Origin of the sequence: Pseudoxanthomonas sp. J31 (genome assembly GCF_000510725.1) — a bacterium.
Classification (GTDB): domain Bacteria; phylum Pseudomonadota; class Gammaproteobacteria; order Xanthomonadales; family Xanthomonadaceae; genus Pseudoxanthomonas.
This window is the reverse complement of record NZ_AZNZ01000002.1, coordinates 435,181-455,828: the sequence shown is the minus strand read 5'-3', so window position 1 is coordinate 455,828 and position 20,648 is coordinate 435,181. Positions and strand designations below refer to the sequence as shown.

The window sequence follows — 20,648 nt, the reverse complement described above, 5'->3', positions numbered from 1 at the left end:
TTAGGCTGCCGCGCATGGAGGAAACCGCCATGAACCCGACTTCGCGCGCGCCGGCCGCCGCCGGCGCGCTGCTGGCGGCGCTGGCGATCGGCCTGTCGGCCTACGCCGCCCATGGCCTGGACGACGGCCACGCCCGTTCCAACCTGCAGACCGCCTGCCTGTACGCCTTCGGCCACGGCATCGCCCTGGCCGCGCTGTGGCCGCGTGCCGCCGGCCGCCTCGCCCGGGGCGCGTTGCTGGCGCTGCTGCTGGGTACGCTGCTGTTCTGCGGCAGCCTCGCCGGCGGCGCCCTGGCCGGCTGGCCGACGCGACTGGCGCCGGCCGGCGGCACGCTGATGATGCTGGGCTGGCTGGGCTGGGCGGTATCCGCCCTGCGCGGGCGCTGAGGCCATGCCGCGCCACGCCCGCGGGTTCGACGTGCAGGCCGCCTGGGACCACCTGGTCCGGCGCGACCGCAGGCTGGGCGCGTGGATGCACCGGATCGGGCCGCTGCCGCCGGAGGCCGGCTGGCGCCGCCGCTTCGACCCGGTCGATGCGCTGGCGCGGGCGATCCTCTACCAGCAGCTGTCCGGCAAGGCCGCCGCGACCATCGTCGGCCGGGTGGAGGCGGCGATCGGCAGCAAGCGCCTGCACCACGACACCCTGGGCCGGGTCGACGACGCCACCCTGCGCGCCTGCGGCGTGTCCGGCAACAAGACCCTGGCCCTGCGCGACCTGGCCGCGCGCGAGGCCCGCGGCGAGATCCCCGACCTGCGGCACATGGCCTGGATGGACGAGGACCAGATCGTCCAGGCCCTGGTGCCGGTGCGCGGCATCGGCCGCTGGACGGTGGAGATGATGCTGATGTTCCGCCTCGGCCGGCCGGACGTGCTGCCGGTGGACGACCTGGGCGTGCGCAAGGGCGCGCAGATCGTCGATGGCCTGGAGCTGCCGCCGACGCCGCGGCAGCTGGCCGAGCGCGGCCAGGCCTGGGGCCCGTACCGCACCTACGCCAGCCTGTACCTGTGGCGGATCGCCGACGGCGCCGGCACCGACCCCGCCGCGCCGCGCACCAACCGCTCCCAGGACTGAGGCCTCAGCCGCGCAGCGACATCCGCACCAGGGTGTCGTCGTGGCGCACGTGGTGGTGGTAGATCGCCGCGGCCGCGTGCAGGCCGACCAGCCAGTAGCCGGCGGTGGCGATGCCTTCGTGCCAGGCCTCCAGCTGCCCGCCCAGTTCCGGGCCCGGCTCGAACAGCACCGGCAGCGACCAGCCGCCGAGCGACGGCGCCACGCCGTGGGCGTTGAGCACCAGGTAGCCCAGCACCGGCATGGCCAGCATCAGCGCGTACAGCGCCAGCGCGACCAGCCTGGCCAGCAGCAGCTGCCACCGCGGCGGCTCGGGCAGGATCGGCGGGGTGGTGCCGGTGGCGCGCAGGCCCAGCCGCACCCAGGTCAGGCAGAACACCGCCAGGCCGAGGAAGTAGTGCGAGGTCTTCATCAGGTCGCGCGGCACGCTGCCCCTTGGGAAGAGGCCGCGCAGCTCCATGGTCGCGTAGACCGCGGCCAGCAGCACCAGGGTCAGCCAGTGCAGGGCGATGAGCGAGGGACGGTAACGGGAGCTCTGGATGGCCATGGGGTGCCTGCTGGACCGGGACAGGCGTGCAGTGTCGGCAGCTTCGCCCGCGCCGGCCTTGATCAGGCGCAAGCGCGCCGTTGCCTTAGCGGTGCGGGTGGAAGCGCCAGTGCCAGGGCTCGTAGACGATGCCGTGCGGGTTGTCGCGCGGATAGCTCATGCGGAACCCGAAGCCGCCCGCATGCGCCTGCAGCCAGGCGAAGGCGGCGGTGGCCTCGAACGACTCCTCCGCCGGCGGCTCGCCGGGCGTGCCGATGTCCAGCGCGCTGCCGGCGTGGTGCTCGCTGTAACCGGGCGCGGCGTTGACCGTGAGGACCTGCGCCACGGTCTGCCCGCGCGCCAGCTTGCGCTCGAAGATGCCCAGCTGGTAGTCGTGGCTGCGGTAGCCGGAGATGGATTCCAGCACCACGCCGTCGGCCGCGGCGGCGCGGCGCATCGCCAGCCAGGCGCGGGCCGCGTCCGGCAGCAGCCACAGCGGCCGCTGCCAGCGGTCGCGGCCGGCGAAGGCCAGCCATTCCGGTTCGGCCAGCGGTGCCAGCCCGGTGCGCGCCTCGTAGGCGGCGGCGTCGATCCCCAGCGCGGCCAGGCGTTGCTGCAGCCGCTCCAGTGGCAGCGGTTGCGGCGCCGGCAGCGGGCCGCGAGCCGGGTGCGCCTCGGCCGCGTCCAGCGCGTCCAGCGCCTCGTCGATGCCCGGCTCGCGTGCCAGCCGCGGCACCAGTGCCAGCACGCCGTCGGCGCGCACGGTGGCCAGGTAGCGGCCGTCGCGCTTGCGCCGCAGCACGGTATGGGCCTGGGCCAGGGCGCGGGCGTCGGCATTGCCGCGCGCGCGCAGCAGGCCGGCCGGCCACAGTTCGATCTGCCCGGTGTTGACCAGGCGTGTGCGCAGGGGCTGGGGAGGCAGGTGCATGGGGTGCAAGCCTAGGCCGGCAGGCGCGGTGCCGCCAGCCCGCGCGCCGCTAGCGCGGCGCCGGAATCCCGGCGGCGGCCGCCAGCTGCTCCAGCAGGTCGCGCGGCCGCTCCGGGGTCAGCAGCAGGTAGCGGCCATCGTGGCGCGGCAGCAGCAGCACCTTCTCGCGCCGGGTCAGCAGGCAGAAGGCGCGGGCGCGGTTGCGCAGCAGGTAGTGGCCGGCGCGGAAGCCGGGCAGGCCCAGGCCCCACAGGCGCACGCGCGGGCTGAAGTCCGGGTGTGCGTCCAGGTCCACGAGCCGGGCGCGCGCCAGGTCCAGCTGCGCCACCGCGACCTTGTGCGGGAACAGGCCGGCGGCGTTCACCGACAGCACGCCATCGGCCAGGCGGATGCGGCGCACGTGCAGCAGGATGAAGGGCCCGGCGAAGGCCAGGGCCATGGCGGACATCATCACCAGCCAGGCTGGCACCGGGTTGCCGGGGGTCGGGCGCAGCAGGGTCTCGTGGCGCAGGGCGAACACCAGCGCCACCATCCCCGCCCACAGCACGGGCAGCAGCCACAGCGCGGGGGCGGGCGGCGCGGGGACTTCGAATTCGCGGGCGGAAATGCCGGGACGGGCCATGCTCAGGCGTGCCTCCGAAGGCCATGCGGGACCGCGCGCCGGGGCGTGTGCGCGCGGCGTTCCAGGGGATGCAGGGTGGTGGCGGACAGCGTGGGTGCGTGCATGCGTGGCTCCTTCAGGACCGCGGCAGCGCCGGCCCGGCGCCCAGGGCCAGGCCAGGCGCGCGGCGTGGCGGCATGGCGGTGGCTGTGGCGTCCGGGCAGGCGGGCCAGGTGGGCATGGGGCTCGTCCTCAGGCCGGGCGCTTGAACACCAGGGTGGGCGAGGGCAGGCTCGGGGTGGAGTGGACCACGTTCACCAGCTCCCAGCCCAGGCGGCCGTGGCGGTCCAGTTCCTCCTGCAGTTGCTCGACCTTGTAGCTGCCCAGCAGCGAGGTCTTGACCTCGACGACCAGGTACCGCCATTGCGTGGTGCTCATTGCTCTTCCTCCTCCGCCTCCGGGCGGGTATCCGGTCTGGGCAGGCGCCCGGCCTTGCGCAGCGCCTCGCGCAGCACGTATTCGATCTGTGCGTTGATGCTGCGCAGCTCGTCGTCGGCCCAGCGCTGGGTCGCGGCGAGCACTTCCGCGCTGATCCGCAGCTGGAAGGCCTTGCGCTCGGTCATCGGCGGGGGCGTCCGCGGCGCGCGTGCAGGATGGTGGAGATCGCCAGCGCGTTGACCGCCAGGGCCATGGCCACGGCCACCGCGGTGACCGCGCCGCGGCTGCCGCCGGCGAAGTACAGGCCGACGGCGCCGCACAGGATGGCCAGGGCGATCAGCGCCCAGCGCAGGGCCAGGCCGCGCGCGTGTTCGTCGTCGTAGCGTGCGTACCAGGTGGCCACGCCCAGCGCGGGCAGGCCGGTGATGGCGACGACCAGGGCGGCGAGCGCGTCCATTCCGTCCACCTCAGTACAGGGAGCCGGCGTTGACGATCGGCTGGGTGCCGCGGTCGCCGCACAGCACCACCAGCAGGTTGCTGACCATCTGCGCCTTGCGCTCCTCGTCCAGCTGGACGACGTCGTTCTTCTGCAGCTCGGCCAGGGCCATCTCGACCATGCCCACCGCGCCGGCCACGATCCGGGTGCGGGCGGCGATCACCGCGTTGGCCTGCTGCCGCTGCAGCATGGCCTGGGCGATCTCCGGGGCGTAGGCCAGGTGGCTGATGCGTGCCTCGATCACCTCCACGCCGGCCCGGCCCAGGCGCTCGGCGATCTGCGCCTGCAGGTGCTCGGAGATCTCCTGCGGGTGGCTGCGCAGGGCGATCTGGCCGTCGTCGTGCTGGTCGTAGGGGTAGCTGGAGGCCATCGCCCGCAGCGCCGCCTCGGACTGGATGTGGACGAAGCTCTCGTAGTCGTCGACGTTGAACACCGCCTCGGAGGCGTCGACCACCTGCCACACGATCACCGCGGCGATCTCGATCGGGCTGCCGTCCAGGTCGTTGACCTTGAGCTTGCCGCTCTCGAAGTTGCGCACGCGCTGGCTGACCTTGCGCTTGGAATAGAAGGGGTTGTTCCAGCGCAGGCCGGCTTCCTTGACCGTGCCCACGTACTTACCGAACAGGCTCAGCACCGCGGCCTGGTTGGGCTGGATCGAATAGAGCCCGATGAACGCCAGCAGGGCCAACAGCAGGGTGGCGGCCGCGCCGGCCAGGCGCGCCACGTCCGGGGCGCCGTCGCCGGCGCCGATGCCGGTGAAGAACAGCCAGGCCGTGGCCGCGGAAAGGGCGAGGGCCGCCAGCAGGACGGGGATGCCGGGCAGGGAATGGATCGGACGCTCTTTCATGGGTGCTCTCCAGGTGACGCCTCAATCTGATATCAAAACGATATCATTCGTCAAGAGGGCTTCCGGGAGGGGGCGGCCGCCGCGGCGGCGGCTACACTGGCCGCCCTTTCACCACCTGCCGCACCGCCATGGTCCGTATCGGAACCCCGCTGACCCCCCATGCCACCCGCGTCCTGCTGCTCGGCTCGGGCGAACTGGGCAAGGAGGTGGCGATCGAGCTGCAGCGCCTGGGTGCGGAGGTGGTGGCCGCCGACCGCTACGCCGATGCGCCGGCCATGCAGGTCGCCCACCGCAGCCACGTGCTGGACATGCTCGACACCTTCGCCCTGCGCGAGCTGATCGCGAAGGAGGAGCCGGACCTGGTGGTGCCGGAGATCGAGGCGATCCACACCGAGACCCTGGTCCAGCTGGAGGCCGAGGGGCTCAAGGTGATCCCGACCGCGCGCGCGGCGCGCCTGACCATGGACCGCGAGGGCATCCGCCGCCTGGCGGCCGAGACCCTGGGCCTGCCGACCTCGCCGTACCGCTTCGTCGACACCCTGGAGGAGTACCGCGCGGCGGTGGAGGCAATCGGCCTGCCGTGCGTGGTCAAGCCGGTGATGTCGTCCTCGGGCAAGGGCCAGAGCATCGTGCGCGAGGCCGCGCAGGTGGAGGCGGCCTGGGAGTACGCGCAGACCGGTGGCCGCGCCGGCGCCGGCCGCTGCATCGTCGAGGGCTTCGTCGACTTCGACTACGAGATCACCCTGCTGACCGTGCGCCATGCCGGCGGCACCAGCTTCTGCGAGCCGATCGGCCACCTGCAGAAGGACGGCGACTACCGCGAGAGCTGGCAGCCACAGCCGATGTCGCCGCGCGCGCTGGAGCGCGCCCAGGCCATCGCCCGCGCCATCACCGACGACCTCGGCGGCTGGGGCGTGTTCGGCGTGGAGCTGTTCGTCAAGGGCGACGAGGTGTGGTTCTCGGAGGTGTCGCCGCGCCCGCACGACACCGGCCTGGTGACCCTGGTCTCGCAGGAACTGAGCGAGTTCGCGCTGCACGCGCGGGCGATCCTCGGCCTGCCGGTGCCGGTGGTCCGCCAGAACGGCCCCAGCGCCTCGTGCGCGCTGCTGGCCAGCGGCCACGGCGTGCCGGTGTTTTCCGGGATCGACGCGGCGCTGGCGGCGCCGGACACCGCGCTGCGCCTGTTCGGCAAGCCGCGGGTGGAAGGCCAGCGCCGGGTCGGCGTCACCCTGGCGCGTGGCGCCGACATCGAACAGGCGCGCGCGACGGCGCGCGACGCGGCCGCGGCGATCGGGATCGAGCTGCTGCCCTGAGCGGGCAGCAGGCGGCTACAGCGGCGCGGCGAAGCGGGCGCCGGCCAGGCGGATGCTCCACACCAGCTCGACCATCGCCAGGTTGTTGAGCAGCGGCTCGCCGGCCAGTACCAGCCAGTAGCCGGTGCCGTCGATCCACAGCGGGATGAACGACCACTCCGGCAGCAGCATGTCCGGATCGTCGTGGAACGCCACCCGCTGCGCGCCGGCCCAGCCGCGCCGGGCCTGGCGCGCGGCGAACGAGGAATAGTCGGCCGCCGCCGCGCTGAGGGTCTCGGCCAGCTCCTGGTCCAGGCCGGAGTGGCCCAGGCAGAAGCCGCTGTCGGAGGCCAGCACCGCGCGGCGCTCGCCGGACAGCGGCGCGATCACGTGCTGGGCGAAGTCGCCCAGGCGCACGTCCGGCGCCGGCACCTGCCGGCGCAGCAGCTGCACCCACTGCTTCTCCTGCAGCTGTTGCAGCATGCGCCCGTTGCGGTCGTGCTCCTGGCGCCAGCGCGCCAGTTCCATCGCCTGCGGGGCGGACAGCAATGCCTGCACCGCGCGCTGCGCCGGGCCCGGTTCGGGCGTGGAGAAGCCGTGCAGTGCGCCGCGCGGGGTCGGCAGCAGCCACTTGGCGGCGTCGGCAGGGATGTCTTGGGACGCGGGTTCGACCAGTTCCAGGCTCATGGGCTTCCCTTGCGTGAGGTGGGCGCCTCGGCGCGGTCGCCGATGGCCGCGTGCTGTTCCAGCCAGTCGGCGACCCGCTCCCAGCGGTCGCCCACGGCGATCTCGTGCCGCCGCAGGTCGCGGCTGGCGAGCATGAAGGCGTACTTGTCCTGGCAGGAGACGCAGTGGTCCAGGAACTCGTGCTCGACGCGCGCCGCGTGCAGCGGCTCGCCGTCCAGCAGCGCCTCGACCACCTGCGCCGCCAGCCGCCGCGAATGGTCCGGGCTGGCGCGGCGCACCCGCGCCGGGACGTCGGCCGAGGGCTGGGCGAACACGCTCCAGCGGGTGGCCAGCGCGGTGATGGCCGGCAGCACGTGGCCGTGCGCGTGGCGGCCGAAGGCCTCGGCCACGTACGGCGCCAGGCGGCCGGAGGCCAGGTGCAGCGCGGCCTGGCGCAGGGCGGTGTCGGCCCGCGGCAGGGCCACGAACATGTCAGCCAGCGCGCCCTGCACCGGTTCGGTGTCGCCCAGCTGCAGCGCCGCCTGCAGCCGCGCCAGGTGGGCGGCGGTGTCCTGCGGCGCGCGGGCGACGGCGCGGGTGCGTTCGCGGAACTCGCGGCGTGCGTCGAGGGTGGCGGCCATGCTCAGTCCAGCAGGGTGTCCATCAGGTCGATCATGAACTCGGCGTCCTCGCGCTCCATGGCCTCGAACCCGGCCGGCAGGCCCAGCGCCTGCAGCACCTCGGCGTCGCCGGGGCGGGACGGGTCGACCGCCAGCAGCGCCGCGGCCAGCGGCTGCAGGTCGTCGCCCACGCGCGGATGCGCCAGCAGCACGTGGCTGATGTCGCGCAGCTTGCTTTCCACCAGCACCTTCAGCTGCCCGCGGGTGATGCGGGCCAGGGCGTGGTAGGCCGAGGCCAGGAAGAAGCCGGCGTCGACCTGCCCGGACAGGGTCATGCGCGCGGCCGCCTGGTGGCTGTTGGCCGGCACCCACTGGATGTCGCGTTCGGTGAGGTCGGCCGGCTCCAGCAGGCGCAGGCCGATCAGGCGCACGTCGCGGTTGTCGGTCACCGCGATCCGGCAGCCCGGGCGCAGTTCCTCCACCACCGACACCGGCGAGCCGGCCGCGGTGGCGATCACCATCTCGTTGGAATGCGCGGCCGGGCGGGCGAAGGCCTGGTAGCCCTGGCCGCGGATCATCGCGGTGGCGTCGAACGGGTTGGCGTAGACCAGGTCGGCCAGGCCGTCGCCCAGCATCTGCGCCTGCTCGCGCGCGTCGGCCGGCATCAGCAGGTGCAGGCGGGTGCCGGAGCGGTGCTGCAGCAGGGTGGCGAGCATGTACCAGCCGGGGAAGTTCTCCGGCGCGAAATCGGGGGCGACCAGCAGGTTGAGGGTCATGCGGTGGCCTCCGCGGCTTCCTGCTCCAGCCACTGCCGGTACAGCGGCAGCACCTCGGCGATGGCGCGGCGCGAGGGCTTGCGCCGCACCGAGGTGTAGCCGACCACCTGGCCGTGGCGCACGTTGGGCAGGGCGGTGGCGTAGACCCAGTAGTGCTTGCCGTCCTTGCGCAGGTTCTTGACGTAACCGTGCCACTTGCGCCCGGCCTTGAGCGTGTCCCACAGGTCGGCGAACGCGGCGCGCGGCATGTCCGGGTGGCGCAGGATGCTGTGCGGGGCGCCGATCAGCTCCTCGCGGCTGTAGCCGCTGAGTTCGACGAAGGCCTCGTTGGCGTGGGTGATCACCCCGTCCAGGTCGGTGCGCGAGACGATCAGGCGCCCGTCCGGGTAGGGCACTTCCTCGTCCGTCCAGTACACGGTGCGGCGGGTGCCGTCGTGGCAGGTGTGCACGGCCTGCAGGTGCGGGCCGGCGGGCGGGGTCATGTCCGGCAGGCGGCTCATCGCGGCCCCTCAGACGATGCGGCCGAGGGCCTGGGCGGCCCGCTTGATGTCCAGGAACGCCAGGCCGAGCTTGACCTCGGCGCGGGTGAGCACGGTCAGCACCGCCTCCTCGCCGGCGGCGGTCATGATCACGTAGCCGTCCTCGCCCTGGACCAGGACCCGCTCCAGGCGGCCGCGGCCGAGTTCGCGCGCGGTGCGCTCGCCCAGCGACAGCAGGGCCGCGGACATGGCGCCGATGCGGTCCTCGTCCATGCTCTGCGGCATGGCCGCGTCGATCAGCAGGCCGTCGATGGAAATGAGCGCGGAGGCCTCGATGTCGGCACTGGAGCTGGTGAGGTCTTCCAGGGTCTGCCGGATCTGCGCGGCGCGCGGGTTGTGCTGGAGAGGGATGGCGTTCATGGCGCGGATTCCAGCACGCGCCCCCGACCTCCCGTTTTGATCAGGATCAATCGCCGGCGGTTGTCCGACCAACGGTCAGGTCGACCCAGACCAGGTGGTGGTCGCTGCCGTCGGCAATGGCCGCCGCCGGCTCGTGCGAGGCCGGCCAGAACACCCCGCTGCCGCGCACCTGGAAGCCGGTGGACGGGATCACGTAGTCCAGCCGCATCGCGCCCGAGCGCGGGCCGAAGTCGCCGGTGACGTGCTCCGGCGCGCCGCGCCGGAGCAGCCCGGCCGCGGCATAGGCGCGCGCCTTCTCCGCGCCGCCGGCCGAGGCGGGCGGGTCCATGCGCAGCACGCGCGGGTGCCCGAGCAGGCCGAGGATGGCGTCGTGGTGGCCGTCGCCGTCGACCGGGTCGTTGTTGAGGTCGCCGGCGATGACGAAGCGCTCGCCCGCGGGCAGGCCGCCGCAGCGGCCGGCGTCGTCGCACAGCCAGGACAGGTCGCCGCCGGAGATGTAGTGCTGCCACAGCCGGATCTCGTCGGCATTGCGCGCGCCGTTGCGGTCCTCCGGGCCGTCGAACACCGGCGGGGTCGGGTGCGAGACCAGGAAGTGCACGGTGCCCTGCGGGGTGTGCACCGGCAGGTCCCAGTGCGACTTGGACGACAGCCGCAGCTGCGTCCACACCGCGTCTTCGTGCCACGGCTGGCCGCTGGCCGGGTCGATCGGGCGACGGGCATCGGGCATCGCGCTCCAGCGCAGCAGCTGGAAGGTGCGCGCGTTGCCGGCGTCGATCGGATGGCGCGACAGCACCAGCATGCCGTACTGCCCCGGGTGCAGGCCGAAGCCCCAGGCGTCGTTGCCGCGCTGCCGTCCCTCGCCGCCGATCGTGCCGTCGCGGTCCAGGTCCAGGCCGCTGGGCACGCCGGTGTTGACCGGCGCCAGGTAGCGGTAGGGGTAATGCAGCGGCTCGCCGCCGCCGGGCTGGGCCTGCTCCAGGTAGGCGCGCTGGAACAGGTCCGCGGCGCGGCCGTCGGCGTCGTAGTCGAACTCGTTGATCAGCACCAGGTCCGGGCGCACCTGCTGCAGCACCGCGGCGACCTTGCGCGCGCCGGCGTCGCCCGCCTGCAGCCGCGCGATCACGCCGCCGGCTTCGTCGTCATAGAGGGAGACGTTGTAGGTGGCCACGCGCAGCGTGGCGTCGTTGCCGGGGGCGGGCGTGGACGAGGCGCAGGCGCTCAGCATCGCCAGCAGCGGAAGGATCGGGAACAGGGTGCGCATGCGCGGATTCTCGCACGGCGCATGCGCATCAGTACGGGAATTCCCGCCAGCCGCGCCCGTCGAACGCCTCCAGCGGGCGGAAGCGGCGCTTGTAGTCCATCTTGGCGTGGCCGTCGATCCAGTAGCCCAGGTACAGGTGGGCCAGGCCCTCGCGCCGCGCCCATTCCAGCTGGCGCAGGATCGCCAGCGTGCCCAGGCCGCGCGCGGCCTCCTCCGGCTCGTAGAAGGTGTAGACCGCCGACAGCCCGTGCGGGGCGCGGTCGGTCACCGCCACCGCCAGCAGCCGGCCGGGTCCGCTGCTGCCCGGCGCCGGCGGTTCGCGCAGCTCCAGGAAGCGGGTGTCCGACCAGGCGCCGACCAGGAACTGGTCGAACTCGGCGGTGCCGTGGTCGTCCATGCCGCCGTCGCGGTGCCGCGCCAGCAGGTAGCGGTGGTAGAGGTCGAAGTGCTCGTCGGTGCGGCGCGCCGGCACGATCCGCGCGCTGATGTCGGCATTGCGGCGCAGGCAGCGGCGCTGGCTGCGGTCCGGCTGGAACCGCTGCACCGGGATGCGCACCGCCACGCAGGCGCGGCAGGCGGCGCAGGAGGGGCGGTAGACGATGTCGCCCGAGCGGCGGAAGCCCCATTCCAGCGCCTGCGGATAGACCAGCCCCAGGCGCGGGTCGCGCGGGTCCAGCACCAGGTCGCGGGCCTCGCGCTCGGGCCAGTAGCCACAGGGATGGCTGCCGGTCTGGTACAGGCGCAGGTCATCGGCGGGGGAGGTGTCGTGGCCCATGGCGATGCGGTCGGTGGATGCGCCCAGCATAGCGCCGCCATCCGCGCCGGGCCGGCGCTCCAGCCCGGCTGGTGGCTGAACGGGTCCGCCCGCGGGGTCAACGGGGGCCGGGCAGCGGCGTTTTCCCCGTCGTGGCCATCACGTCACGCACGACTGGAGACAAACACGTGAACAAGACCCCTTACCTGATCGCAGCCACGCTGCTGGCCATCACCGCCGGTGCCGCCCTGGCCCAGGAAACCGCGGCGCCTGCCGCCACGGGCAAGCCGCGCGCGGCGCTGGACGCCAACAAGGACGGCGTGATCGATCGCAGCGAGGCCGCGGCGCATCCGCGCCTGGCCGGGCGCTTCGACCAGCTGGACCGCAACAAGGACGGCAAGCTGCAGCGCGACGAGCTGCCGCGCATGAAGCACGGCCGCCACGGGGGCCGCGGCGGCCACGGCGGCTTTGGCTTCGGTTTCGCCGGCCCGGACGTGGATGCCGACAAGGACGGCCGCATCAGCAAGGCCGAGGCCCTGGCCGCGGCGACCGCGCGGTTCGAGCGCATGGACGCCAACAAGGACGGCTTCATCGACCAGGCCGACCGCGAGGCCTGGGCCAAGCAGCGCCGCGAGGCCTGGTTCAAGGCCGTGGATACCGACGGCGACGGCAAGCTGAGCCAGGCCGAGCTGGACGCGGCCAAGGCCAGGCGCGGTGCGCGCGCGGCCGGTGCCCCGGCACCGCAGCCTGCGGCGAAGTAAGAAGTAACAGGGGCCTAGCGCGGCGCCTGCGGCGACGGCTCCGCGGAGCCGTCGGTGGCCGGCGGGGCGGGGGAGATGCGGATGCGGATCTCCTCTTCCCCGCCGTCCTGCATCTGCGCGGCTGCTTCCACCGGCGCGGGCGCGGCCGGCACGGGCGCCGGCGCCGGGCGGCGCAGCCAGATGAACACCGCCGCCGCGGCGATCACCGCCAGCAGTCCGATGCGCAGGCGCCAGGCCCAGCGGTTGCCCGCCGGCTTGTCACCGGCCAGTTCCAGCGGCGCGAACGCGCTCGGTGGCAGGTCCGCATAGGTGCGGGTGGTGGCCAGCAGTCCGTGCTGGCGCAGCAGTTCGCGCGCGCGCGGCTGGTCCTCGGGGATGCGCACCCACACCGCCGGCTGCTTGTTCGGCGCCACCGGTTCGGCGTAGCTGAACTGGCCGCTGCGGCGGCTGTGGTAGGAGCGCGGCTGGCTGATGTGCACCGGGATGCCGGCTTCCTCCAGCAGCCTGGCCACGCCTTCGACGGTTTCCAGCCGCTGGCTTGTGAAGATCTGGCGCATGGGTCTACTCCGGCGCCGGCACGGCGCGTGCGGCCTTGCCGTCGGACACCACCCGGATCAGGCCTTCCTGGGCGGTGCTGGCCACCAGGCGGCCCTGGCGGTCGAAGATCTGCCCGCGTGCCAGGCCACGCGAGGACTGCGAACTGGGGCTGTCCAGCGAATACAGCAGCCATTCGTCGGCGCGGAACGGGCGGTGGAACCACAGCGCGTGGTCCAGCGAGGCCATCTGCACGTTGGGCGTGTAGTAGCTGATCCCGTGCGGGAAGGTGGCCGTGCCCAGCAGGTGGAAATCGGAGGCGTAGGCCAGCAGCGCCTGGTGCAGCTCGGCCGGGATGTCGCCGACGTTCTCGCGCAGGCGGAACCAGACCTGCTGGTAGGGCGGGCGCTTGGGCGGGTTGAGCTCGTCGCGCGGGTACACGTGGCGGAACTCGAACGGCCCGCCGCGCGACAGCCAGCGCTGGACCTTGGTCGGCAGGGTGGCCATCACGTCGGCCGGCACCGGCTCGGCCGGGGCGATGTCCTCCGGCTGCGGCACCTCCGGCATCTTCAGCTGGTGCTCGGCGCCGCTCTCGCCGTCCTGGAACGACGCGGCGCAGAAGAAGATCACCTTGCCGTGCTGGATCGCGGTGACCCGGCGCACGGAGAAGCTGCCGCCGTCGCGGGTGCGGTCCACGTCGTACACGATCGGGTGGTCGATGTCGCCGGCGCGCAGGAAGTAGGCGTGCAGCGAGTGCACCTGGCGGCCGTTGTCGATCGTGGCCTGGGCAGCGGCCAGGGCCTGGCCCAGGACCTGCCCGCCGAACACGTAGCGGGTGCCGATGTCGCGGCTCTGCCCGCGGAAGAGGTTGTCCTCCAGCCGTTCCAGGGCAAGCAGGTCGATCAGTTCGGATACCACGGGACCAAGGACGGCGGACACGGGGCGGGCCAGCTCGGGAAGGAACGGGCGATTATACCGGCCAGGCGCGCACGCCCCGGTGGGCGCGGCCCGCGCTCAGGCCGGCGGCAGCGGATCGGGCAGGCGCTGCAGCGGCACCGCGGCCAGTACCCGCTCCCAGGGAAAGCGCGGGCCCGGGTCGCGCTTGCGCGGCACCTGCAGCGAGGGATCGTCGCTGGCCGGCACCCGCTCGCGGTCCAGGTCCTCGTGCCCGGCGATGTAGCGCAGCGCCGGCAGGGTTTGCGCCAGCCGCCGCAGCAGCGCGACCAGCGCCTCCAGCTGCGGTTCGGTGTAGGGCTCGTCCATGGCCTGGTGGCGCGAGTCCAGCCAGTGCGGCCAGCGCCCCCGGTTGACCAGCTCGATCCCGACCGCGCGCTCGTTCCAGCCGCGCACGTGGTGTGCGGTACGGTCCTCGGGCACGTAGCGCAGCACCGTGCCGTCGCGGTCGACGTAGTAATGCCCGCTGTTGCCGGTGCCACTGGGGTAGAGCACGCGCTCGCCATACTCGCGCGCGGTGGCCAGGTCGGGCAGTTCGGTGCAGTGGACCACCACCAGGTCCACCCCCGACAGATCGCGTCTGGCGAGCCGCTCCACGTAGGGCAGGGGCTGGTCGATCACGATCGGCGGGGGCAGGGTCGGCATGGGGCGGGATGCTAGCATTCGCGCATGCCTGCCCTCTCCCGACCTCCCGCGGACAGCCCGCTGGGGCAACTGATGTCGACCCTGCCGCGCCCCGGCCGGGTCGAATGGATCGGCCTGCGCCCGGCACGCGGCGTGGCCATGCGCGAGGTGGAAAGCGCCGAGGCCGCGGTCGGCGCCGGCCTGGCCGGCGACCGCTACAAGGGCGGCAGCGGCAAGCGCGACGTGACCCTGCTCCAGGCCGAGCACCTGCCGGTGATCGCGGCCCTTGCCGGGCATGACGCGGTCGCCCCGGCGACCCTGCGCCGCAACCTGATGGTTTCCGGGATCCCGCTGGTGGCGCTCAAGGGCCGCCGCTTCCGCATCGGCGAGGTGGTGCTGGAAGGCACCGTGCCCTGCGATCCGTGCTCGCGCATGGAGGACGCGCTGGGCCCGGGCGGATTCAATGCCATGCGCGGCCATGGCGGCCTGTGCGCGCGGATCGTCTCCGGCGGCACCCTGCGCGTGGGCGACGCGGTCGTGCCGCTGGCGGAGGAGGGTGCATGAGCCGCGGCCACTGCATCCTCTCGCACGGCTTCGAAAGCGGTCCGGACGCGACCAAGGTCACCGCCCTGGCCGCCGCGGCCGAGACCCTGGGCTTCACCACCGAGCGCCCTGACTACACCGACCTGGACGCACGCAGCGACATCAGCCGTGTCGGCGACGTACCCGCGCGCCTGCAACGCCTGGTGGAACTGGCGACCCGCGCGGTCGAGCGCGGCGGGCCGGTGGTGCTGGGCGGTTCCAGCCTGGGCGCCTACATCTCCGCGCTCGCCTCGCTGCAGGTGCCGACCCGCGCGCTGTTCCTGATGGTGCCGCCGCTGGAGATGGGGCCGATGCCGCGGCTCGATGCCGCGCCGGTGCCGCTGTCGGTGGTGCATGCCTGGCACGACGAGATCATCCCGGCGATGGGTGTCGTCGAGTGGGCGCGCGCGCGTTCGGCGCGGCTGCTGCTGCTGGACGACAGCCACCGCCTTTCGGCGCACGTGGAAACCACCGCGCGCGCCTTCGCCGAACTGCTGGAAACCCTCTAGGCCCGCTGGTCCCGCACGGATCGCGGGTCGTGTCCGGTTCAGCGCGACGCGCCCGCGCCGCGCTAGCATGCGCGGCCTGCAGACCCTGCTGGAGGATGCGTCCGATGCGCCACTGATGCCGCCGTCACCGACGGCCCGAGTCTCCGCCGCCCGCGTGGCCGGCCGGAGGTCCATGGCATCAATCCGGAGCGCATATGTCGCATCCATTCCTGGCGCTGGAAGGCGTCAGCCATCAGCTGGCCGACGGCCGGATCCTGTTCGAAGACCTGCATGAGCGGTTCGATGCGCGCCCCACCGCGCTGGTCGGACGCAACGGCGTGGGCAAGAGCGTGCTGGCCGGAATCCTCGCCGGCACCATCGCGCCGACCCGCGGACGTTGCCTGCGCAGCGGGCGCGTGCACTTCCTGCCGCAGCAGGCCAGCCCGGCGCCGGGCGCCACCGTTGCCGGCCTGGCCGGCGTGCATGAACCGCTGGCGGCATTGCGCCGGATCGAGGCCGGCAGCAGTGATCCGGAGGATTTCGCGCTGGTCGGCGAGCGCTGGGACCTGCGCGCCAGGCTCGAGGCGGCGCTGCATGCCCAGGGGCTGCAAGGCCTCGACCCGGACACCCCCGCCACGCGGCTGAGCGGGGGCGAGGCGATGCGCGTGGCCCTGGCCGGCGCATGGCTGTCCGACGCCGATTTCCTGGTCCTCGACGAGCCCGGCAACCACCTCGACCGTGGCGCGCGCCTGCGCCTGCTGCAACAGCTGCGGCAATGGCCGCGCGGCCTGCTGGTGGTCAGCCACGACCGCGCCCTGCTGCGGGAGATGGCGCGGGTGGTCGAACTGGTCCCCACTGGCCTGCGCAGCCATGGCGGTGGCTTCGCCGAGTACCTGGAGCAGCGGAAGCTCGCGGACGATGCCGCCCGGCGCGAGCTGGAGCACGCGCGGGCCGCACGCGCGCGCCAGCGGCGCGAGGCCGCGCTGCAGCTGGAGCGCGAGCAGCGGCGGCAGGCGCGCGGCGAACGCCGGCGCAGCGAGGCCAACCAGGCGGCGATCCTGCTCGACCGCCAGCAGCAGCGCAGCGAGCGCTCGGCCGCGCGCCGCGCGCTGGTGCGCGGGCAGCTGGCGGCGCAGGCCGACCAGCGCGTGCGCGAGGCCGCGGCCAGGATCACGGACGCGGCGCCAGTGGCGATGTCCGCCCCGCTGCCGGCGGCCGCGGCGCAGCGGCGGGTCGCGGTGCTGGACGCGGTGCTGCCGCCATACCCGCCCGGCATGGCGCCGCTGTCCCTGGTGATCCTGGGCACGCAGCGGATCGGCGTCGTCGGCGACAACGGCAGCGGCAAGTCGACCCTGTTGCGGATCCTGGCCGGCAAGGTGGCGCCGGCGCAGGGCCAGTGCCGCGTGCACGGCAGCGTCGCCCTGCTGGACCAGGACCTGGCCGCATTGCCGGCCCGTGCCACCGCGCTGCAGGCACTGCGCCAGGCGGCGCCGGGCGTGGGCGAGGGCGTCCTGCGCACGCGCCTGGCGCTGCTCGGCCTGGATGCCGCGCGCATCGCCACGCCGGCGGCGGCACTCAGCGGCGGCGAGCGCCTCAAGGCGGCGCTGGCCTGCGTGCTTTACGCCGCCCACCCGCCGCAGCTGCTCCTGCTCGACGAGCCGGACAACCACCTCGACCTGGCATCGAAGGAGGCGCTGGAGCAGGTGCTGCGCGAGTATCCGGGCGCGCTGGCGGTGGTCTCCCACGACGAGGATTTCCTCGGCCGCCTGGGCCTGGACACGCGGCTGGAAGCCGGTGCCGGCGCCTGGGAGGCCAGGCCATGGTGAGCCGCGCGGGGCCGTCGGGCTGGCGCCGCCGCGCCCGATGCCCGACCATTCGCATCCCATGCCGATGCCCGTCGCCGCCCCCGCGGCCGGGCGGCCCTGACCGCGAGTCCGCTTCCCGATGAAGTTCTTCGTTTCCTGCGCCAAGGGCCTGGAATACCTGCTTGCCGACGAACTGGTCGCGCTGGGCGCCAGCCGCGCCACCGCCGCGGTCGCCGGTGCCAATGCCGAGGGCAGCCTGGCCGATGCGCAGCGCGCCGTGCTGTGGTCGCGCCTGGCCAGCCGCGTGCTGTGGCCGCTGGCCACGTTCGACTGCCCGGACGAGCAGGCGCTGTACGCCGGCGCGGCCGCGCTGCCGTGGACCGAGCACCTGGCCGAGGGCCAGACCCTGGCGGTCGATGCCCACGTGTCGGGCGGAGCCATCACCCATGCGCGCTTTGCCGCGCAGCGGGTCAAGGACGCGGTGGTCGACGTGTTCCGCGCCCGGGGGCTGGAGCGCCCGTCGGTGGACGTGGACGCGCCGGACCTGCGCCTGAACCTGTCGCTGCGCAAGGGCAAGGCCACCCTGTCGGTGGACCTGGGCGGCGGCGCCCTGCACCGGCGTGGCTGGCGCAGCGCGCAGCACGAGGCGCCGCTGAAGGAGAACCTGGCCGCGGCGGTGTTGCTGCGCGGCGGCTGGCCGCGGCTGTACGCCGAGGGCGGTGCACTGCTGGATCCGATGTGCGGCAGCGGCACGCTGCTCATCGAGGGCGCGTTGATGGCCGCCGACGTCGCCCCTGGCCTGGGCCGCGTGCAGGCCGTGCCGGAGGTGGATGAGGCGGGGGTGGCCGATGATCGCTGGGCCGCCGCGCGCGGAAAGGCCGCCATGCCGGATGGTGCCGGCGACGCAGTGCCGCCACCCTCGCGCTGGCGCGGCTTCGACCTTGCGCAATGGAACGCGCTGGTGGCCGAGGCGCGCGAGCGCGCGCAAGCCGGCCTGGCGGCGCTGCGCCCGGTGTTCCATGGCAGCGACCTGGACCCGCGCGCGATCGAGGCCGCGCGCGCCAATGCCGCCCGCGCCGGCGTGGCGGCGGCGATCGACTTGCAGGTGGGCGACATCGATGCGCTGCCGCCGCAGGCCGCCGAACGCGGCCTGGTCGCATGCAATCCGCCCTACGACCGCCGCCTGGCCGCCGACGGCGCGCTGTACCGGCGCCTGGGCCAGGCCCTGCAGCGGGCGGTGCCGCAATGGCGCGCCAGCCTGCTGTGCGGCGATGCCGAGCTGGCGCATGCCACCGGCCTGCGCGCGGCGAAGAAGTACCAGCTGTTCAACGGCGCGCTGGAATGCGCGCTGGTCGTGTGCGACCCGGTGCAGGTGGCGCCGCGCGATGCCGCGCCGCGCGAGCTGTCCGAGGGCGCACGGATGGTCGCCAACCGCATCCAGCGCAACCTGCGCAAGCTCAAGGGCTGGCGCAACGGCGAGGGCGTGACCTGCTTCCGCGCCTACGACGCCGACATCCCCGAGTACGCCGCCGCGATCGACGTCTACGCCGAGGACGGCGGCGACGAACGCACCTTCCTGCACGTGCAGGAATACGCACCGCCGAAGGAGATCCCCGAGGCCGACGTGCGCCGCCGCCGCGGCGAGCTGCTGGCCGCCGCGCGCGCCAGCTTCGACGTGCCCCCGGAGCGGGTGGCGCTGAAGACCCGCGAGCGCGGCAAGGGCGGTTCCAAGTATGGCCGTTTCCAGCAGCACGGCGAGCGCTTCGTGGTGCGCGAGAACGGCGCGCGGCTGTGGGTGAACCTGTTCGAATACCTGGACACCGGCCTGTTCCTCGACCACCGCCCGCTGCGCCGGCGCATGGCCAAGGAGGCCAAGGGCAGGCGCTTCCTCAACCTGTTCTGCTACACCGGCGTGGCCAGCGTGCAGGCCGCGGTGGCCGGCGCGGCGCAGACGACCAGCGTGGACCTGTCGGCCACCTACCTGCAGTGGTGCGCGGACAACCTGGCGCTCAATGGCCTCGGCGGCACCGCGCACCGCCTGGTGCAGGGCGACGCGCTGTCCTGGCTGGAGGCCGACCGCGGCTGGTACGACGTGATCTTCTGCGACCCGCCGACCTTCTCCAATTCCGCGCGCGCCGAGGACTTCGACGTGCAGCGCGAGCACGTGCGCCTGCTGCGAGCGGCGACGGCGCGGCTGGCGCAGGGCGGGGTGCTGTACTTCTCCAACAACTTCCGCCGCTTCCGCCTGGACGCGGAGGCGGTGGCGCAGTTCGCCGAATGCGAGGAGATCAGCGCCTCGACCATCCCGGCGGACTTCGAGCGCAACCGGCGCATCCACCGCGCCTGGCGCCTGACCCACGCCTGATGCGGAAGCGGCCCGGGATCGCTCCCGGGCCGCCATTGGCGCCAGCGTGCGCGCGGCTCAGTCGCCGACCAGCAGCAGCAACTGCCCCAGCGGGCTGTTGAGCTGCAGCGCAAGCGCGCCCTCGTCCACCAGCGACGCGGCGGTGCGGCTGAAGTCCGGCGGCGTGGCGCGGTAGTCGGCGTCGTCGGGCAGGGTGTTGCGCACCACGTAGCCCATCAGCACGTTGACGATCTCGCCCAGCGCGTCCACCGCCAGCTCGCTGTCGCACTGTTCGCTGGGCATGCGCAGGAAGGCGCAGGCCAGTGCCTGCAGGGTGGCGCGGTCGCAGGACAGGCCCACGCGCAGGCTGCGCTCGCCGCTGATGCGCACGTGCGCGGTGTACGGCCAGGTCGCGGTGGGCAGGGCGTCGTCGACCAGGCCGACCGGCTGGCACTGGGTGCCGAGCATGCGCGGGAACAGGCGCACGCACAGTTCGGTCGCCTCCTGGGCCAGCGCGCCCAGGCGGTGGCCGGCCAGGGCGCCGGCCAGCTCCTCGTTGCCGGCCTGCTGCTCGGCGTGGTGTTCGGCCAGCGCCTGCTCCAGGGTCTCGGCGTCGAGCACGCCCTGTTCGACCAGGACCTGGCCGAACAGCTTGCGCCCGGCCTTCTGCGCCGACAGCAGCGCCTCGACCTCCCGCGCGTCGAGCAGGCCCAGCTCGATGGCGATGTCGCCGAAGCGCCGGTCCTCGGCGCGCTGGCGCTCGTTGATGCGGCGCGCCTGCGCCTCGGTCAGCAGGCCCTGGCGCACGGCCAGTTCGCCCAGCAGGGGATTGGAGGCGCGCTGCGCCTCGGTGGCCGCCAGCAGCTGCTGCGGCGTGATCAGGCCGCGTTCCAGCAGGAACTGGCCCAGGAACTTGACTGCCATGTGGTGCTCCGGTGGTGTGGGCCGGCCGCTCAGGCCAGGACTTCACGGAGCACGCGCTCCATGACTTCCGGGTCGATCGGCTTCTGCAGGTAGGAGCGGGCGCCGTTGCGCAGGCACTGCTCGATGTCGGCCTGGGCTCCCAGCGAGCTGAGGATCACCACCCTGGCCTGCGGGTCCTCGGCGAGGATGGCGGCCAGCGCCTGGCGGCCGTCGCATTCGGGCATCACCAGGTCCAGCAGCACCAGGTCCGGCTTCAGGGTGCGGTACTGCGCCAGCGCTTCGTTGCCATTGCCGGCCTCGCCCACGACCTGGAACCCGGCCTCCTCCAGCTGGCTGGCGGCCAGCATGCGCAGGGCGCGCGAGTCGTCGCAAAGCAGCACGGTCGGTCGTGCGGTCGTCATCAGATTTTTTCCCCCGTTGATGGGCCGCATGGGGCCCCGATCGGCCTATCGGCCGGCGT

The 20,648-nt window shown here is 73.6% G+C and carries 27 protein-coding genes; 8 read left to right on the top strand and 19 right to left on the bottom strand.

The genetic code is table 11. The features are described from left to right. Positions 1-14: 14 nt before the first annotated feature. On the top strand, positions 15-386 hold the full coding sequence (locus PSEJ31_RS0105450; protein ID WP_051403659.1) for a DUF423 domain-containing protein: 372 nt from the start codon (positions 15-17) through the stop codon (positions 384-386). Between the two features lie 4 nt (positions 387-390). After that, a complete protein-coding gene (locus tag PSEJ31_RS0105445) occupies positions 391-1,071 on the top strand; it encodes a DNA-3-methyladenine glycosylase (protein WP_019399458.1) in 681 nt (226 codons plus the stop codon). Positions 1,072-1,075: 4 nt separating this feature from the next. Here PSEJ31_RS0105445 and PSEJ31_RS0105440 read toward each other — a convergent pair whose 3' ends face one another. From PSEJ31_RS0105440 to PSEJ31_RS0105405, 7 genes are all read right to left on the bottom strand, one after another. Next, positions 1,076-1,615 carry a cytochrome b/b6 domain-containing protein gene (locus PSEJ31_RS0105440; protein ID WP_050992215.1) on the bottom strand — a complete coding sequence of 180 codons (540 nt, stop codon included), beginning with the start codon at positions 1,613-1,615 and terminating at the stop codon, positions 1,076-1,078. Positions 1,616-1,700: 85 nt separating this feature from the next. Further along, the gene (locus tag PSEJ31_RS0105435; RefSeq protein ID WP_028914876.1) at positions 1,701-2,522 is read right to left on the bottom strand and encodes a M15 family metallopeptidase; all 822 of its coding nucleotides are present in this window, start codon (positions 2,520-2,522) and stop codon (positions 1,701-1,703) included. Between the two features lie 49 nt (positions 2,523-2,571). Then, positions 2,572-3,144, bottom strand: coding sequence for a hypothetical protein (locus PSEJ31_RS0105430; RefSeq protein WP_019399461.1), 573 nt, complete (start codon positions 3,142-3,144; stop codon positions 2,572-2,574). A gap of 231 nt (positions 3,145-3,375) precedes the next feature. Beyond that, positions 3,376-3,561 (bottom strand): DUF4177 domain-containing protein, encoded by a 186-nt coding sequence (locus PSEJ31_RS0105420; protein WP_019399463.1) that lies wholly within the window; start codon positions 3,559-3,561, stop codon positions 3,376-3,378. Then, positions 3,558-3,746 carry an Arc family DNA-binding protein gene (locus PSEJ31_RS0105415; RefSeq protein WP_019399464.1) on the bottom strand — a complete coding sequence of 63 codons (189 nt, stop codon included), beginning with the start codon at positions 3,744-3,746 and terminating at the stop codon, positions 3,558-3,560. The genes PSEJ31_RS0105420 and PSEJ31_RS0105415 overlap by 4 nt, the downstream gene beginning before the upstream one ends. Beyond that, a complete protein-coding gene (locus PSEJ31_RS0105410) occupies positions 3,743-4,018 on the bottom strand; it encodes a hypothetical protein (protein ID WP_019399465.1) in 276 nt (91 codons plus the stop codon). Before PSEJ31_RS0105410 ends, PSEJ31_RS0105415 begins: the two co-directional genes overlap by 4 nt. A 10-nt stretch (positions 4,019-4,028) precedes the next feature. Then, complete coding sequence (locus PSEJ31_RS0105405; protein ID WP_019399466.1) at positions 4,029-4,904, bottom strand: SPFH domain-containing protein; 876 nt, start codon at positions 4,902-4,904, stop codon at positions 4,029-4,031. Positions 4,905-5,032: 128 nt separating this feature from the next. Here PSEJ31_RS0105405 and purT point away from each other — a divergent pair, with 128 nt between their 5' ends. Then, positions 5,033-6,217 carry a formate-dependent phosphoribosylglycinamide formyltransferase gene (gene purT / locus PSEJ31_RS0105400; protein WP_028914875.1) on the top strand — a complete coding sequence of 395 codons (1,185 nt, stop codon included), beginning with the start codon at positions 5,033-5,035 and terminating at the stop codon, positions 6,215-6,217. A gap of 15 nt (positions 6,218-6,232) precedes the next feature. On the opposite strand, the gene PSEJ31_RS0105395 is transcribed toward purT, so the two are convergent. From PSEJ31_RS0105395 to PSEJ31_RS0105365, 7 genes are read right to left on the bottom strand one after another with little or no spacing between them, the layout of a single operon-like run. Next, a complete protein-coding gene (locus PSEJ31_RS0105395; RefSeq protein ID WP_051403658.1) occupies positions 6,233-6,883 on the bottom strand; it encodes a hypothetical protein in 651 nt (216 codons plus the stop codon). Further along, positions 6,880-7,503, bottom strand: coding sequence for a hypothetical protein (locus tag PSEJ31_RS0105390; RefSeq protein ID WP_019399469.1), 624 nt, complete (start codon positions 7,501-7,503; stop codon positions 6,880-6,882). Before PSEJ31_RS0105390 ends, PSEJ31_RS0105395 begins: the two co-directional genes overlap by 4 nt. A 2-nt stretch (positions 7,504-7,505) precedes the next feature. Continuing rightward, positions 7,506-8,258, bottom strand: coding sequence for a PhnD/SsuA/transferrin family substrate-binding protein (locus PSEJ31_RS0105385; RefSeq protein ID WP_019399470.1), 753 nt, complete (start codon positions 8,256-8,258; stop codon positions 7,506-7,508). Next, positions 8,255-8,758: a PAS domain-containing protein gene (locus tag PSEJ31_RS0105380; protein WP_028914874.1), complete on the bottom strand. Its 504-nt coding sequence runs from the start codon at positions 8,756-8,758 to the stop codon at positions 8,255-8,257. Before PSEJ31_RS0105380 ends, PSEJ31_RS0105385 begins: the two co-directional genes overlap by 4 nt. Positions 8,759-8,767: 9 nt before the next feature. After that, positions 8,768-9,157 (bottom strand): roadblock/LC7 domain-containing protein, encoded by a 390-nt coding sequence (locus PSEJ31_RS0105375; RefSeq protein WP_051403657.1) that lies wholly within the window; start codon positions 9,155-9,157, stop codon positions 8,768-8,770. 46 nt (positions 9,158-9,203) lie between these two features. Beyond that, positions 9,204-10,418 (bottom strand): endonuclease/exonuclease/phosphatase family protein, encoded by a 1,215-nt coding sequence (locus PSEJ31_RS0105370; RefSeq protein WP_019399473.1) that lies wholly within the window; start codon positions 10,416-10,418, stop codon positions 9,204-9,206. 28 nt (positions 10,419-10,446) lie between these two features. After that, a complete protein-coding gene (locus PSEJ31_RS0105365; RefSeq protein ID WP_232210976.1) occupies positions 10,447-11,223 on the bottom strand; it encodes an arginyltransferase in 777 nt (258 codons plus the stop codon). A gap of 137 nt (positions 11,224-11,360) precedes the next feature. Between PSEJ31_RS0105365 and PSEJ31_RS0105360 the strand changes: the two genes are divergently transcribed. Then, entirely contained in the window at positions 11,361-11,933 is a 573-nt protein-coding gene (locus PSEJ31_RS0105360) for an EF-hand domain-containing protein (RefSeq protein ID WP_019399475.1), read from the top strand. Positions 11,934-11,947: 14 nt separating this feature from the next. Here the strand turns inward: PSEJ31_RS0105360 and PSEJ31_RS0105355 are convergent, their stop codons facing one another. The 3 genes from PSEJ31_RS0105355 to PSEJ31_RS0105345 all read right to left on the bottom strand — a co-directional run bounded on the left by PSEJ31_RS0105355 (position 11,948) and on the right by PSEJ31_RS0105345 (position 14,066). Continuing rightward, entirely contained in the window at positions 11,948-12,490 is a 543-nt protein-coding gene (locus PSEJ31_RS0105355) for a hypothetical protein (RefSeq protein WP_019399476.1), read from the bottom strand. A gap of 4 nt (positions 12,491-12,494) precedes the next feature. Beyond that, positions 12,495-13,406, bottom strand: coding sequence for an acyl-CoA thioesterase II (gene tesB / locus PSEJ31_RS0105350; RefSeq protein WP_037034513.1), 912 nt, complete (start codon positions 13,404-13,406; stop codon positions 12,495-12,497). A gap of 75 nt (positions 13,407-13,481) precedes the next feature. Beyond that, positions 13,482-14,066, bottom strand: a complete 585-nt coding sequence (locus PSEJ31_RS0105345; protein ID WP_028914871.1) for an N-acetylmuramoyl-L-alanine amidase — start codon at positions 14,064-14,066, stop codon at positions 13,482-13,484. A gap of 24 nt (positions 14,067-14,090) precedes the next feature. On the opposite strand from PSEJ31_RS0105345, the gene PSEJ31_RS0105340 reads away from it, so the two are divergent. The 4 genes from PSEJ31_RS0105340 (at position 14,091) to rlmKL (ending at position 19,285) form a co-directional block, all read left to right on the top strand. After that, on the top strand, positions 14,091-14,609 hold the full coding sequence (locus PSEJ31_RS0105340) for an MOSC domain-containing protein (protein ID WP_037034510.1): 519 nt from the start codon (positions 14,091-14,093) through the stop codon (positions 14,607-14,609). Then, complete coding sequence (locus PSEJ31_RS0105335) at positions 14,606-15,136, top strand: alpha/beta hydrolase (protein WP_019399480.1); 531 nt, start codon at positions 14,606-14,608, stop codon at positions 15,134-15,136. Before PSEJ31_RS0105340 ends, PSEJ31_RS0105335 begins: the two co-directional genes overlap by 4 nt. A gap of 194 nt (positions 15,137-15,330) precedes the next feature. Continuing rightward, on the top strand, positions 15,331-16,941 hold the full coding sequence (locus PSEJ31_RS0105330; protein ID WP_028914870.1) for an ATP-binding cassette domain-containing protein: 1,611 nt from the start codon (positions 15,331-15,333) through the stop codon (positions 16,939-16,941). A 118-nt stretch (positions 16,942-17,059) separates the two neighbouring features. After that, entirely contained in the window at positions 17,060-19,285 is a 2,226-nt protein-coding gene (gene rlmKL / locus PSEJ31_RS0105325) for a bifunctional 23S rRNA (guanine(2069)-N(7))-methyltransferase RlmK/23S rRNA (guanine(2445)-N(2))-methyltransferase RlmL (RefSeq protein WP_028914869.1), read from the top strand. Between the two features lie 57 nt (positions 19,286-19,342). Here rlmKL and PSEJ31_RS17340 read toward each other — a convergent pair whose 3' ends face one another. Together PSEJ31_RS17340 and PSEJ31_RS0105315 are read right to left on the bottom strand one after the other, a co-directional pair. Then, entirely contained in the window at positions 19,343-20,188 is an 846-nt protein-coding gene (locus PSEJ31_RS17340; RefSeq protein WP_028914868.1) for a chemotaxis protein CheX, read from the bottom strand. A 29-nt stretch (positions 20,189-20,217) separates the two neighbouring features. Further along, positions 20,218-20,589 carry a response regulator gene (locus PSEJ31_RS0105315; RefSeq protein WP_019397859.1) on the bottom strand — a complete coding sequence of 124 codons (372 nt, stop codon included), beginning with the start codon at positions 20,587-20,589 and terminating at the stop codon, positions 20,218-20,220. Positions 20,590-20,648: the final 59 nt, after the last annotated feature.